The sequence below is a fragment of the Amycolatopsis sp. lyj-112 genome (genome assembly GCF_046549055.1).
Lineage (GTDB): Bacteria > Actinomycetota > Actinomycetes > Mycobacteriales > Pseudonocardiaceae > Amycolatopsis.
Genome location: NZ_JAJPWS010000014.1, coordinates 173,142 through 186,979, shown reverse-complemented (window position 1 = coordinate 186,979; position 13,838 = coordinate 173,142). Strand labels below are relative to the sequence as shown.

The following is a 13,838-nucleotide window of genomic DNA, read 5'->3' as shown; positions in this document are numbered from 1 at the left end:
AACCGCCTCAAACAATTCCGAGGCCTAGCGACCCGATACGCCAAACGAGCTGCCTACCACCGCGCCGAGATCATCCTCGCCTGCATCATCCTGCACCTCCGATGAAGATCCCCAGGACACACCCTAGGCGTCACCGAGTCTGGCCACCCGGGAGGCCAGGTGAAGCAGAGAGCCCTGATGCGCCCGAGCGATCGTGGAGTCCACGCTGACATCCCACGTGATCCGCCCGGCCGTCTCGGCCAGCGCCTGCAACGCCGTCAGAATCCGCTGCCAGGCACCAGCACGCTGCCACCGCCGGAACAACCCGTACACCGCAGCCCAGGACCCATATGCCTCGGGCATGTCCCGCCACGGCGCACCGGTGCGCACCCGCCACCGGATCCCATCGATCAACTGCCGCTTGCTCCACAACGACGGCCGACCCGACCGCGACGGGGCAGGCAACAACGGCTCCAGCGTCGCCCACTGCTCGTCGGTCAGATCGAACCGCCTCGTCACCGCTAGGGTGTCCATGAGGTCTCCGATGGTGTCCAGGTTCTTCTTGGTCGACGAACCAACTACCGGAGACCTCACCCATCTCGACTTCGATACAGGCCCTAGTGCAGTGCCGTCGTCTGGGAGTTCTAGCAGTTGCTACTCGGCTCGATCGAGTCGAGTAGCTCGCGTCGACCTCTTTTGTCCACAATAGACAAGGGATCCCGTCGCCGTCGCTGGGATCCCCTGTGGCGTCGTCTCGTACTTCGGCTGACCTCGTCACCACCGCAGGGCCGGACCGGCGGCCGTGGGATGAAGACCCAGGGACAATGGTTCGCGGCCGGTAAGGACGCCACGGCCATCACGAGCGGGCTGGATGACCGCACGGAGCGGGTGGACGAGATCTTGAAGGAGCCGGGGTGCACGATGTGACCGGTGACGGCCGCCGCGGACGTCGAACTCAAGCTTGCCGCCGAGATGCGCGAGAACGGCATCACGACAGGCACCCCGCCCACAGGAGTTGCCCTCCCCGGCATGTCGCCCGCTTATGTGCTCGGCGTGGTCGAGCAGGGGGCGAGCGGGCGCCGTTCCCGCTTCAGGGCTCAAGGCCCGGGCTGATGTCCGAGGCCCGGCCACCTCCTGCCCGACCACCACGATCACGGTGGACCGTTCGGGAACGCGTCGGTTGCCCATTGTCCGGAGGTTGTTGTCCGGCGTCCAGCCCCCGGCGCCGGACAACCCATCCGCACTACACAGATGGCAGCACCTCGATCTCGAGGGGGACTGAGGCGCGAGCCGGAGCGAGGAGAAGCAGTGAACTTATGAACTCACGTCACACCGTTTGCAGCGGGACAGCGGCCAGGTTCGACGCCGTCGCCGCCGCAGTGCCGGCGGCGAGCACGAGCGGCGTCATCGCGGAGGAGAGCGTCTGCGTCAGGAGACAAATGCCGGACCACCTTCAAGGTCAACGGCTCATTCACCAAATACGGCGGCACAGACGGCAATGCCTGCACCTCGGCCTACATCGGCAGACCACAAGCGGACTCCGAGCACGGCAGCAGTCATCGCGTGTGGATTTGAACTGGCTCAAATCCTTTCCGGTCGCAGGCTCCCGCCCGGTTGACTAGCCATGTTCACGCAAGATCACAGACTGGCGGCGTCAGCGGGCACCTCGGCGAGCCTGTCGTCTCCGCAATCGACTGTTACACTGCGCCCATAACTGTCTCATCAACCTATTGTCAGGTTCGCCGACCATACCTATGCTCGTTGAAGAGTTTCGACCCAGTTGATCGGCATTTGCGGCAGAGGCCCACATCGCGGGCCTTGAAGGATTCCGAGCGAACAGGAAGGGCTTCAGTGGGGGGGAAGGACACGGGCGTCGCGGCGTGGCTCAGGAACAGACGTATCAACGCGGGCCTGACACAACTACAACTGGCCGAACATTCAAGGGTGAGTCTGCGCGCGGTCCGCAATGCCGAGCGTGGTTACGTAAGGTGCCCCAGAACCGAAACGACAAAGCGGCTCCTCGCCGCGCTCGATGCGGGCGAACGGGCGGCCACGGCCGAGTCGCCCGATCCCCTACGATTCGGCGTGCTCGGCCCGTTGACGATATCGGATGGGCAACGGAGAATCGAAGTCCGTGCGGAGAAGCAACGCTTGTTGCTGGCCCTGCTCGCCGTGCAGCCCAACCGCGTAGTGCGGCGCGAGGAGATCGTCGATCTCTTGTGGCGCGACGGACCACCACCGTCGTGCCGAAATCTGGTACACACCTACGCGGCACGCCTGCGGAAGACATTGGAATGCAGGAATGCGCACCTCGATGCGCCACCCACCATCGTCGCGGCGAGTGGTGGCTATTTGATGGCCGTGAGCGAGGACCAGCTGGATCTGCTTACGTTCGATGCCGCGCGGAAGGCCGGGGAACGAGCGCTTGCGCTCGGCGATCTGCCGTTGGCCGAACGGCACCTGCGACACGCGCTGCGGCAGTGGCGCGGTTCGGTACTGGCCGATCTCGACCAGGTCCGCCAGCACCCGGCCTGTCTGGCACTTGCGGCACGCCGTTCCGAGACGGTCGTCAGCTACGCCGACGTCGCGCTGGCACAAGGAGAACGGTGTGAGGCCGCGGTCCACCTGCGCGCCTTGATCGTCGATGAGCCCCTGCACGAAGCCGCGTACGCGCGGCTGATGCTCGCCCTCGCCGTCGCGGGGCAGCAGGCGGCGGCACTCACGCTCTACGACGACATTCGGAAGCGGCTGAGCGACGACCTCGGCATCGAACCGGGATCAGAGTTGCGGCAGGCCCAGCTGCGTGTGCTTCGGCAGGATATCCAGTTCCCATCGGGGACGACGATCGCGGGAAGCTAACGCGACAGAGGAAGCGTATATGACCTGGCGACCTCGAATGGTGGCACTTGATGTCGACGGAACCCTGCTGGAAACCGGGAAGGCCGTCCGGCCGGCGGTCCGAACCGCCGTCGGCGACGTCCTCGCGTCCGGGGCACATCTCGTGCTGGCATCCGCGCGTTCAGACGTCGAGATACTTCCTGTCATAGACGATCTCGGTCTGGTGGACGGGCACGCGGTATGCTGCAACGGCGCGCTGACCGTCCGATACCCGTCCCGCATCGTTGTCGAGATCACCAGGTTCGACGCCCGCGACGCCCTCCGCAACATACTGCGGTCGGCACCGGCGGCCCAGGTGGCCGTCGACGAGATCGGATTCGGCTACGACGTCACCGCGTACTTCCCAGCCGATGAACTTCCCGCGCCACAACGACTTCGCGCCTTGGACGCGATGACCGAGCAGCCGGCGCACCACGTGATCGTGCGGGACCCGACCGTGGCGGATCTCGCCAGCGTCGTTACGAGACAAGACTTCCGTCAGGTCAGTGTCTCGGTCAGCGAAGAGGGTTGGCTGGATCTGGTGTCCCGCAGCGTTTCCAAGGCTTCCGCACTGGCGAACCTGGCACGAGCGTTCGACGTCGACGCGGCCGACTGTCTCGCGATCGGCAATGGCCACAACGATGTCGAGATGCTGGCCTGGGCGGGACGTGGGGTGGCGATGGCGCAATCACCGCCCGCGGTACTGCACGCGGCGGACGCCGTCACCGGGTCGATCGACGACGACGGAGTGGCGGCCGAACTGCGACGATGGTTCGCGCCAACGGTCGCTAGACGACCTCGACAGGTAGCCCGGCCGGCTTCCACGGCAGGGCCCAGCCACCACCGCGAAGCACCCGGTCGACCAGCGAGGCCGTGAAGCCCCAGACCATCTGGCCGTCGACCACGAAGCCCGGGCCGGTGTTCCCGCTCGGGTGCCGGACGAGGATCCTGTTCGCCGGATCGGCGAGCCGGGCCACGGGTTCCCGGTGGATGGCGGCGACCTCCGGACCGAACGGCACCAGCCATCGCACCGGCGCCGCACGCCACGCGATCACCGGGCTGACGACGAACGTCCCGCCGGACACCGGTTCCGGCGGCTGCACCGACACCACTGTCGCCTCCTCCGGTGCCAGGCCGACCTCTTCACATGACTCACGGAGCGCCACCTTCGCCATGTCCCCTGGCTCCCGGACATTGTCGTCAGGATCGACAGTTCCCCCGGGAAACGCCATCTGACCGGCGTGACTCGGCAAACGGCTCGCCCGCCTGATGAGCAAGAGATCCCAGTCGCCCGCCACGAGGGTCAGGAGTATCAGCACGGCCGCCCGGCGCCCCCTGCCCTCGGGAACCGCGGCAGGCGTGCGGCGCCCGTACGGAGGGGGAAGCAGTTCACACAATCCCGTCAGGTCACTGTGCACGTAGTTTTCCTCGCCTGCCGACGCCGTCGCCATGTCACTCCAGTCGTGCTTGTTCGTACCGTTGTCAGATGATCCGCGACCACCGCGCCGAGCCGGCCGACCGATTCTGGGACAACGGCGCGAAGTCGTATCGAACGCCGTCACCACCCACGGCGAACGCGGACAGGCTCACTGTCGCCCACACACGGCCACCGGTGGCCGGTGGCCGTTTCAGCACGGAGCTGCGATCGGTCCCCGCCTCCCCCGCGCCCTCGTCGAGAACCGACAACCACTGCTGCCACACGCTGTCGGCAGGCTCGCCGAGTTCTGGATCGGGTCGCCGGCACGTCCGGAACGGCGCGAGCCAGCGGTCCACCAGTGGATCACCCACCTGGTTCACGCCACGGCTGGTGACGAGACTCAACCCCGCCGGCAGGTCCCTCACCCGGTACCGGCCCCGCGCCCATGACGCCAGCCAGGCACCGGACGGGCCGGCGAGAAGCAAGTGGAACGGCGCCATCCCCCGCACCTCCGACGGCGTCGGCAACTCGAGCTTGCCCGCGGCCATGAGCGGCAGCATCCCGCGAGTGGGTGGCGTTTCCGCCACGTGGACGTGATCCACCGACCGGCCGTTGAGCACCATCGCGACCGAACCGTGCGCCTCGTTGACGGCCAGCCAGCTTCCACCCGCCTGCCGGTCCTTCCCGCCCAGCACGCCCGGGTAGCGCGGCCACCACCCGGCAGGCGCGCGCCATGGTCGATCCGTGAACTCGTCCCTCGTGGCCATCAGCAGGACCGGCCACCTGTCGCGGGGACAGAGGGATATGACAGCCGTGCACATGGTCAGTCGGCCGCGGTACGGACGCGTGGCTCGCCGGCAGGCACCGTCGACGACACCTTGGCCCTGGCGACGTCTATCGCCTCACGGAGCACCGGGTACCCGGCCGCGATCTCACCGGCGACTTGTTCGTCGACACCGGTCAGCCCCACCACGATCGCGGCCCGGACGTCGCCGCCTGTCAGGGTCAGCAGCCGCCTCGCCTCGGACTCGGCGCACGAACAGGCCGCCGCGACGATCCGGCAACATCGCCAGCTCAGCTTTTCGTTGACCGGCCGCACATCGATCATCAGGTCGCCGTACGTCTTGCCCAACCGCACCATCACGGCGGTGGAGATCTGGTTCAGGACCAGCTTCTGGGCGGTGCCTGCCTTCAGCCGGGTGGAACCGCTGATCATCTCCGGACCCACGACCACCTCGATGGCGATATCCGCGATCGCCGCCATGGGCGTGCGGGTGTTGCACACGAGCGCCACGGTGAGCGCGCCGCGCTCGTTCGCCGCCTCGAGCGTCGCGAGGGTGTAGGGCGTACGTCCACTCGCCGCGATGCCGATCAGGCAGTCGGTCGAAGTGAGGTTCAGCCGGGCGATATCGCCTCGTCCGCTCTCGGCGTCGTCCTCGGCGGATTCTCCGTTCTCCGCGCCACGGCCACGCCCTGCCAGTAACGCCCACACCCGTTCGGTCGGCACGTTGAACGTCGGCAACATCTCCGCGGCGTCCAACACTCCGATGCGTCCCGCCGAGCCCGCCCCGGAGTAGATCAGCCGTCCGCCCTGCCTCATCTGGTTGGCGATCTCGTCGACAGCCTTCGCGATGATCGGGACGACCCGGCTGATCCGGACCGGAACGAGGGTGTCTTCCTCGTTCATCTGCGCGATGATCTCCTCGGTGCTCAGTACGTCGAGGTCCGCGCCGCCGGGACGCCTCGCTTCGGTGGACGCCCGGCCGAGCACGTTGTCCGAATCCCTCATGTTGATCCTTTCCACTGCCGCCGTCGAGAACCCGGCCCGGCTCAGGACAAGCCAGGAGTCGCCGGGTCGGCACCGGTCAGCCTCATCGCCACGCCACGCAGGGGCAGGGCGCTGGCCAGCAGCCTCAGTCGTGCACCGGTCCAACCGTTGTCCCGCAAAATGTTCTGGACGAGAGGAACGTTCATCAGTCGCCCTCCCGCCGAGACATAACTCTGAGCCATGCTGAGTCCGGTGAGGCCGTTGGCCGCAGTCACCGCCTCGTGCAACGCGATGTCCGCTTCGGAAACGGGTTCGAGTTCGACCGATGCCAGACCGTCGCCGCGGTGCAGCGCCGGCATGGCGGCCCATGCCGCGAGATCGCCGGGCGCCATCGGGACGTCCGAGTACGTGGTGAACTCGCCCGGACACCGCATTCCCGTGTGGTCGAACAACTGCTCCACGACGTGTAAGCGGAGCAGAGCCGGTGTGAGGTCGGGGTCGGTCACGGTGACATTCGCGTGCGTCGTCCCGTCCGGGTGGGAGAAGACTCGTGCCATCCGGACGTTCGGATGGCCTGCCAGGCATCGCTCCGCGGGGTGTGACAGCGCCACGCTGTCGTCAGACCGGCGCCGGCCGAAACCGGCGAGTTCCGCGACCTCGGCGATCGTCAGGTGGTCCGCTGAGTCGGCCTGAGTGAGCAGGAGGTCTTCGAAACCGCGTAGGAACCGTTCGACATCCCGCCGCCCCATCACCGTCGACATCGCGTTGATCGTGATGACGATGCCGTCGCGGTATTCGTGGACGCGGAAGTACACATCGTCCGCCTGCACTGCCCAGTCGGCCGGCTCCGCATGCCACGCCAGTCCGTCGGCGGCCATCCCGTGTGGCGCGGGCGCGTAGTTGAGGTAGTTGAAGTAGACCCCGAGGCGCAGGCCCACACCACGTCTTGCGCTGTGTGCGGCGACCGCTTCCAGCACCTCGTCGTAGGCGCACGGCGAGTAGGTCGCGGCTTCGTCCGCGCAGCGCGCGATGTGCCGCACCACGTCCGCGAACGTCGTCTCGGCGGTGGTGCCCGGTACCCGCAGCGGTAACGGCTGAGCCTCGTTCGTAACCACCTCGGCACGCAGGTCCGCGTCGCGATTGGCGCCGTAGGACAGGAAGGACGGCTCCTCACTTCCGGTGCAGGCAGCGAGAAGTGCACTGAACGCGGCGGCGTGGACAGTCACCGGCCAGGCTCGGTGCCTGCCGGCGAGACGCCGTACCGCGGCCGCCGCCTTCGCCGACACGAGCGAGGCACTGAAGGCGACGGGTTCGCCCGGCGTGCGCGGTTTCCGTTCGGTGAACACGTCGCCGGGAATGCGTTCGAGGTAGCTGTCCCAGTACGCCAGCGCTCGCCGGTTCATCGAACGCGCTTCCTCGGTCGCCTCGTAGCGCGCCAGATCGGACGGCTGGGTGCGTACCGCGGGGAGGATGACCTGCCGGAGCGCGGTGACCGACGCGTGGATCGTCATGAACTCGTGGTTCAGCCGGGAGATCGCCCAGTCGTCCACCGCTACGTGGTGCACGACGATGATCAGGAGCACGGGTTGGTGCGCGTGGGTCAGTACCCGTGCCCGGAGGGGTGGGGCCACGGTCAGGTCGAACGGCACGGCGACGAACTCCCGCACCGCGTCCTCCTGAGCGCCGGGCCGATTCCCCAGCTCGACCACGTCACAGGTGACCGGCCCCGGCGAGAGTACGCGTTGCACCGCCGATCCGGCCACATAGCCGAACGTGGTGCGTAGCGCTTCGTGCCGCTGGACGAGTGTGTCGACCGTGGTGCACAGGCTGGCGACCGTCGCCCCGAGCGGTGGTTCCACACGAAGGTCGATGTTGTACTCCGGCCGCGCTCCGACGGGCAGGTCGGAGTGCCGCAACCAGAGGTGCCGTTGACCCCAGCACAGCGCGGGGAACAGCGCCACGTCCTCATCTGCGTGTCCCAGATTCATACCGATCACCCCTTAAGTGGGCTCAGGCCACGGTTGGCTCGGAAAACCGCCAGCGCCGCGGCGGCCACGGTGATCGCCGCGAGCACCAGCGCACTGCTCAGCACGACCCGTGGCTGGCCGTCCGTCGCGGCCCGATACATGGTCATCGCCCAGTAGCCGGGCGAGATCGGTGCTATGTCCCGCACCCATGACGGCATGGACGCCACGGGCGCGAAGGCGCCACCCAGCACGCTGAGGGTCAGTGCGCCGACATCGGTGATGGCGCTCATCTCGCCATGACTGCGCGCCAGCACCGCGAGCGCGGTGCCGATGGCCAGCAACGCGCAGCTCCACACGATCACGGAAAAGGCGAGAAACGCCAGTTCGCCGCCGGTGACCTGCATGCCGACGACCAGAACCCCGTACGTCATCAGGACCACTTGCTGGCACACGAGCAACACGAAGACCGGCACCGCCTTGCCGACCAGGAGTTCACCGACGGAGGCAGGTGTCACGCACAATCGCTCCCAGGTCTGCCACTGGCGCTCTGTCAGCGTCGCGGTTCCCACGACCGACAGCGAGAGGGCGGAGAACATCACCGTCATGCCCATCACGGTCTGCGTCGCGCCGGACGCGCCCAGACTGCTGTACAACGGCTTGAAGGCGAGCATCAGCACCATCGGCATGACCAGGTAGCTCACCAGATGTCCCGGGTCACGCAGCCGCAGCCGGAAGTTGTGCCGTATCAGCACGGTCAGCCGGTCGAGTCGCTCACCTCGCACGAGTGACCTCGCGGTAGAGGTCGTCAAGGGTGGGCTGCCGCAGGTCCACCGCACGCAACCGGCCGCGCAGACGGGGCAGCAGTTCGGCGAGCGTGCGGGCCGGATCGCTGGTCGGCACCTCGATCACGTCGTCATCGACGGTGATCCTGACCTCGCCGGTCAGGCCCGCGAGCAGTTCCTCCGCACCGCCTCTGGCGATCACCCTCCCCCGCTCCGCGACGGCGATGGAGGCGCCGAGATCGAGCAGCTCCGGCAGGTAGTGAGTGGTGTAGACCACGGCTGCACCTTCTCCGGCATGCGCGCGCACCGCGTCGAGAAGTGCCTTTCTTGTCTCCGGATCGACTCCCGCGGTGGGTTCGTCGAGGAGCAGCAGCGCGGGCCGGTGCACCATCGCCGCGGCCGCGTGCACCCTTCTCTGCTGCCCACCCGACAGCGTCCGCACGTACCGGCCCAGCACGTCGGTGAGGCGCAACTCCTCCGCTGTGCGGCCGACCGCGGCGGCCAGCGCACGGCGGCGGAGCCCCGCGAGGCCGCCGAACAGTGCCAACGTCTCGCGGACGGTGATGGTGGGATACAGGGCGAGATGCTGGGGCGCCACGCCCAGCAGTCCCCGCGTCGCGCGTGGCGGTCGCCCATCGACGAGCACCGTGCCTCGGTCCGGGCGAAGCAGTCCGGAGACGATGTTGGTGAAGGTCGATTTGCCCGCACCGTTATGACCGATCAGCCCCACGATCTCGCCCCGGCCCGCCCGCAGCGAGAACCCGCGCAGGGCAGGCACATCCGTGTATGACTTCCACAGCTCTGTCGCGTCGAGCACCGTGCCTCCTTACCGCCGGACCACCTGGATCACACCCGCGAGAGATTCGCTCGCCAAGACCGCACCGACGGCGCCAGGTCCTCGTGCACGGCGACCAGCTCGTCGTCCAGGAACAAATCGCGGGTCGCTCCGCGCCGTACCTTCCCGCTGGTGGTGCGTGGGACCGGGGCCGTGACGAGCACGATGCTGGGATAGGGAACGTCGAACGCGTCCGTGATCGCCTGCCGCATCCGGGACGTCAGCTCGCCCGGCGCGAGATCGCCGAGCAGACCGGGGCGAACTTCCTGCACCAGCACGACGTGTTCCTGGCCGGTGTCCACCGCGAACGCCGCGCCCGGTTTGGCGGCGAGCGCGGGGTGTAGGGGGCGCACCAGGAACTCCAGGTCCTGCGGGTAGATGTTGCGGCCCTGGAGGATGATCATGTCCTTGCGCCGGCCGGTGATGAACAGTTCGCCCTCGAGCACGAAGCCGAGGTCTCCGGTGCGGAGGAACGGGCCGTCGCCTTCCGAGGTACGAGCCTGGAAATCCTCGGCCGTGGCCTCTGGCCGGTTCCAGTAGCCCGCCGTCACACTGGGACCACGGAGCCATATTTCGCCCACCTCACCATCGGTCAGGACCTGACCGGTGTCCGGCACCACGATGCGCAGATCGAACCCGCGGGGGAATCCGTGGCCGGTCAACCGCGCACCGCTCCCCGGTTCCACCAGCCTGACCTTGTGTTCTCCCAGGAGGTCGGCGTCGATGTCCCGGACCGCGGGCGCGGTGCCGACGGCGCTGGTGCTCGCCACGAGTGTCACTTCGGCGAGCCCGTACCCGGCCATGAACATCTCCCGGCGGAAACCCGCCGGTGCGAACCTGCGGGTGAACTCCTCCTGCGTGGCACACCGGACCGGCTCGGCACCGCTGAGGGCGGTGCGCAGCGATGACAGGTCCAGAGTGGACAGTTGAGCGTCGGTGATCGCGGTCGTGCACAGCTCGTAGGCGAAGTCCGGCGCCAAAGTGAGGGTTCCCCGGAACCTGGTGATCAGTTCGAGCCACCGGAAAGGGTGCTTGATGACGGTCAACGGCGCGGTGAACACGCCACGCGCACCGACGTCGATGGTGTGGAGAAGGGTGCCGACCAGCCCCATGTCATGGAAATGCGGCAGCCACGCGACCACGGTCGTGTCGCTGCCGGACCCGAAACACGCACGCATGTTCTCGCCGTTGTGCAGCAGGTTCCCGGCGGTGACCATGACGCCCTTGGGGTCGCTCGTGGAACCCGAGGTGTACTGGAGGTACACCGGCTGCCGTTCACCCGCCGCGGGCGCGCGCCACGAATCCGGGTCTCCCACCGCCCGGTCGTCGGTGGCGAGGCAGAACGAGACGGCGCCGCCGTGGCGGCCGCGTACCTCGTCGAGGCGGGACGCGGTGGTCAGCACCGCCCGCGCCCCGGCGTCCACCATGATCGCCGCGACCTTGTCATCGGCGCGACCGAAACTCGCCATCGGCGCGGGCACCGCGATGACACCGGCGTACACGCAACCGAGAAAGGCGGACAGGAACTCCAGTCCCGGCGGATACAGCAGCAGCACGCGGTCACCGGGCGCGGCCCGGCTCGCCAGCAGCGACGCGATCCGGCGGGCCTCGACGTCGAGCTGGTGGTATCCGAGTTCGTCGGCGACCAGGCCGCCGGTCGTCTCGCGGAAGAACAGGACCGACCGGTCGTCGCCGAACTCGTCGAACCGCGACCGGAGGTGTTCCAGGTAGTTGGCGCTCACTTCTGCTCCCTGAGTCCGAACTGTCACCCGACGTCCAAGCGGAGATACGGCGGCGGCGGCAGCGACCTGGCCGGGTCGGCGCGCAGGGTCACCCCGATGCCGTCTCGTCGCTCCTCTTCGAATCCGGCGAAGCCGTAGGTGATTCGCATCATCCGGTTCCGCCCGGTTTCGACGAAGTCGGCAAGTAGTCCGCGGCCCGCCTCGCCGGCGAGCCGCATCACGTGTCCCAAAAGGACGGTGCCGACACCGCGGCTCATCACCCGGCACGACATGAGGAGCAGCCGCAGGTGCCAGTCGGGGGTGCCCGTTTCCACCAGTGCGAGCCCGATCGTGCCGTAGCTGCCGAACTTGTCCGACAGACCGGCCACGAGCAGCAGATGGTCGTCGGACCGGCGCAACATGTCCAGTTCCTCGTAGGAGTAGGTACGCCCGGTCGCGTTGAGCTGGTTGGTCCGCACCGTGAGCTCTTCCGCGCGCAACAGGTCCTCCGGACCCGCCTCCCCGATGACCAGTGTCATGTCGAGGGTCGCCAGAAACTCGTCGCTGGTGCCGACGAACCCGGCCTCCTCGTCGTCACGGACGAGCTGTGTGCGATACATGGCCCGGCGGCGCTTCGACTCGCCCGTGAAGAACCGCGGCATGAACTCCGGCCATCCCATCGCCTCCTCGATCTCGGTGACGTCAAGGCACAGCACCTCGGGCGACCCGGCCGCCACCTCCGCCCGTTCGAAGTCCTGGTCGTCGACGAAGGCCAGTGCGTCGAGCCCCAGCCGGAGTCCTTCCGCGATCCGCCGCACCGAATGGGACTTCGCGTTCCAGTTGATCTGCGGCATCAGGAACAGGTCTTCGATGCCCAGTTCACGCAGTTTCGCGAGGGCGGTGTCCTCGTCGTTCTTGCTCGCGATCGAGTGCAGGACACCGACCTCGTCGAGACGGCGTATGCAGTCGAGGACGCCGTTGTCCACCTCGGTCGGGTCCCCCTCGAGCAGGACGCCTTTCCACAGCGTGTTGTCCAGATCCCAGACGACGCATTTGACGCGACCGCGGCGCTTGTCGTCACCAGCCATCGGTCCCCCTCCCATAGGCGTGCCCGGCTATGGTGATCTGCTGGATCTCGGTACTGCCCTCGATGATTTCCATGACCTTCGCGTCCCGGAACAGCCGCTCGACGGGGTACTGGGCGGTGAATCCGTTGGCCCCGTGGATCTGCACCGCCTCGCCGGCGTGTCGTACCGCGGCCGTCGACGCGAAGTACTTCGCGATCCACGTCGCCATCACGGTCGCCGCCTCCCCGGCCGCCTTCAGCCGCCCTGCCCGTTCGTAGAGCAGGCGGGCCGCGTGCAGATCGGTGACCATGTTCGTGATCTTCGCTTGGATGAGCTGGAAGTCACGGAGCGGCGAGTCCCGTACCACGCGTCGCGACGTGTAGTCCGTACTCGCGTCGAGGCAGGCCGCGATGATACCGGCGGAACCGGCCGCGACGCTGTACCGGCCGATGTCCAGAGCCGCCGTCATCACCATGCCCCCAGCGAAACCCTCCGGCCCCAGCAGTGCGTCCGGACCGACCTCCGCCTGGTCCAGCGTGATCTCCGCGAGCATGCTCGCCCGCGTGCCGAGGATGTCGTCGATGGGGCTGACGGAAACGCCCGGGGTCCGGCGCGGCACCAGGAACGCGCCGATCCCCTGGTCGATCCTGGCGAAGACGAGCAGTACATCCGCCCGGCGCCCGCCGGTGATCCACTTCTTGGTCCCGTCGATGACCCAGCCGCCCGGTACCCGTCGCGCGGTGGTGGTGATCCGCGTGGCATCGCTGCCGACCTCGGGCTCGCTGAGACAGAACGCGGCGGTCGCCTTCCCGGTGGCCAGCGGCGGCAGCCAGCGTTCCCGCTGGGCCAAGTCGCCCCAGCGATGGACCGCCGAGGCCACCATCGCGTGCACCGTCAACAGGCTCCGGACGGATGAGCACCCTCGGCCGATCTCCTCGTGGATATGGCCGAACGTAACCATGTCCACTCCGGACGCACCGACCTCGACCGGCAAGAACGGCGCCCACAGGCCGTGCTCCGACATCCTGTCGGCCAGGTCCTGTGGCACCTCGCCGCCGCGGTCGAACTCGCCGGCGCGCGGTCTGACGTACTCGTCCACGAAACGGCGCGCGGTGGCACCGTCGCGGATGTACGCCGTCGTCGCGACCGCGCTCACCGGAGCTCCGACGCACCGGCCAGCTGCCGCACCAGCCCGCTGATCGAGTCCACCGAGCGGAAGTTGTCGATCCGCAGTTCCTCATTGGGAAGCGAGATCCGGAAGGTCTTCTCGACGAACAGCACCAGTTCGATGGCGAAGAGCGAGTTCACGAAACCGAGACCGAAGATGTCGTCGTGGTCGTTGATGGTCACCTGCGGATAGCGGCCACTGATGAACTGGCGAACACGTTCGCTGATGTTGTCTGACATGGACACTCCTCGAGTTGT

At 67.6% G+C, this 13,838-nt stretch carries 14 protein-coding genes; 3 read left to right on the top strand and 11 right to left on the bottom strand.

Annotated elements, in window-relative coordinates; translation table 11 throughout:
• Positions 1-123 precede the first annotated feature (123 nt).
• Complete coding sequence (locus tag ACLJRL_RS34150) at positions 124-513, bottom strand: IS5 family transposase (protein ID WP_410660479.1); 390 nt, start codon at positions 511-513, stop codon at positions 124-126.
• A 396-nt stretch (positions 514-909) separates the two neighbouring features.
• Between ACLJRL_RS34150 and ACLJRL_RS34145 the strand changes: the two genes are divergently transcribed.
• From ACLJRL_RS34145 to ACLJRL_RS34135, 3 genes are all read left to right on the top strand, one after another.
• A complete protein-coding gene (locus ACLJRL_RS34145) occupies positions 910-1,092 on the top strand; it encodes a hypothetical protein (RefSeq protein ID WP_410660478.1) in 183 nt (60 codons plus the stop codon).
• 738 nt (positions 1,093-1,830) lie between these two features.
• On the top strand, positions 1,831-2,838 hold the full coding sequence (locus ACLJRL_RS34140) for a BTAD domain-containing putative transcriptional regulator (protein ID WP_410660477.1): 1,008 nt from the start codon (positions 1,831-1,833) through the stop codon (positions 2,836-2,838).
• A gap of 19 nt (positions 2,839-2,857) precedes the next feature.
• On the top strand, positions 2,858-3,733 hold the full coding sequence (locus ACLJRL_RS34135) for an HAD family hydrolase (protein ID WP_410660476.1): 876 nt from the start codon (positions 2,858-2,860) through the stop codon (positions 3,731-3,733).
• Here ACLJRL_RS34135 and ACLJRL_RS34130 read toward each other — a convergent pair.
• Genes ACLJRL_RS34130 through ACLJRL_RS34085 form a run of 10 tightly spaced genes read right to left on the bottom strand, consistent with a single transcriptional unit; the run spans position 3,645 to position 13,820 of the window.
• Positions 3,645-4,307, bottom strand: coding sequence for an NUDIX hydrolase (locus ACLJRL_RS34130; protein ID WP_410660475.1), 663 nt, complete (start codon positions 4,305-4,307; stop codon positions 3,645-3,647). The two genes, ACLJRL_RS34135 and ACLJRL_RS34130, sit on opposite strands and share 89 nt — an antisense overlap.
• A gap of 31 nt (positions 4,308-4,338) precedes the next feature.
• Complete coding sequence (locus tag ACLJRL_RS34125; RefSeq protein WP_410660474.1) at positions 4,339-5,094, bottom strand: NRDE family protein; 756 nt, start codon at positions 5,092-5,094, stop codon at positions 4,339-4,341.
• Between the two features lie 2 nt (positions 5,095-5,096).
• Positions 5,097-6,062, bottom strand: coding sequence for an N-acetylmuramic acid 6-phosphate etherase (locus ACLJRL_RS34120; RefSeq protein WP_410660473.1), 966 nt, complete (start codon positions 6,060-6,062; stop codon positions 5,097-5,099).
• Between the two features lie 41 nt (positions 6,063-6,103).
• A complete protein-coding gene (locus tag ACLJRL_RS34115; RefSeq protein WP_410660472.1) occupies positions 6,104-8,029 on the bottom strand; it encodes a condensation domain-containing protein in 1,926 nt (641 codons plus the stop codon).
• A 5-nt stretch (positions 8,030-8,034) separates the two neighbouring features.
• Positions 8,035-8,790: an ABC transporter permease gene (locus tag ACLJRL_RS34110; protein WP_410660471.1), complete on the bottom strand. Its 756-nt coding sequence runs from the start codon at positions 8,788-8,790 to the stop codon at positions 8,035-8,037.
• Entirely contained in the window at positions 8,780-9,607 is an 828-nt protein-coding gene (locus ACLJRL_RS34105; protein WP_410660470.1) for an ABC transporter ATP-binding protein, read from the bottom strand. The genes ACLJRL_RS34110 and ACLJRL_RS34105 overlap by 11 nt, the downstream gene beginning before the upstream one ends.
• Positions 9,608-9,636: 29 nt before the next feature.
• Positions 9,637-11,367, bottom strand: coding sequence for a fatty acyl-AMP ligase (locus ACLJRL_RS34100; RefSeq protein ID WP_410660469.1), 1,731 nt, complete (start codon positions 11,365-11,367; stop codon positions 9,637-9,639).
• Between the two features lie 23 nt (positions 11,368-11,390).
• Positions 11,391-12,434, bottom strand: coding sequence for an HAD-IIIC family phosphatase (locus tag ACLJRL_RS34095; protein ID WP_410660468.1), 1,044 nt, complete (start codon positions 12,432-12,434; stop codon positions 11,391-11,393).
• Positions 12,424-13,569: an acyl-CoA dehydrogenase family protein gene (locus tag ACLJRL_RS34090; protein WP_410660467.1), complete on the bottom strand. Its 1,146-nt coding sequence runs from the start codon at positions 13,567-13,569 to the stop codon at positions 12,424-12,426. The genes ACLJRL_RS34095 and ACLJRL_RS34090 overlap by 11 nt, the downstream gene beginning before the upstream one ends.
• The gene (locus ACLJRL_RS34085) at positions 13,566-13,820 is read right to left on the bottom strand and encodes a phosphopantetheine-binding protein (RefSeq protein ID WP_410660466.1); all 255 of its coding nucleotides are present in this window, start codon (positions 13,818-13,820) and stop codon (positions 13,566-13,568) included. Before ACLJRL_RS34085 ends, ACLJRL_RS34090 begins: the two co-directional genes overlap by 4 nt.
• Positions 13,821-13,838 lie beyond the last annotated feature (18 nt).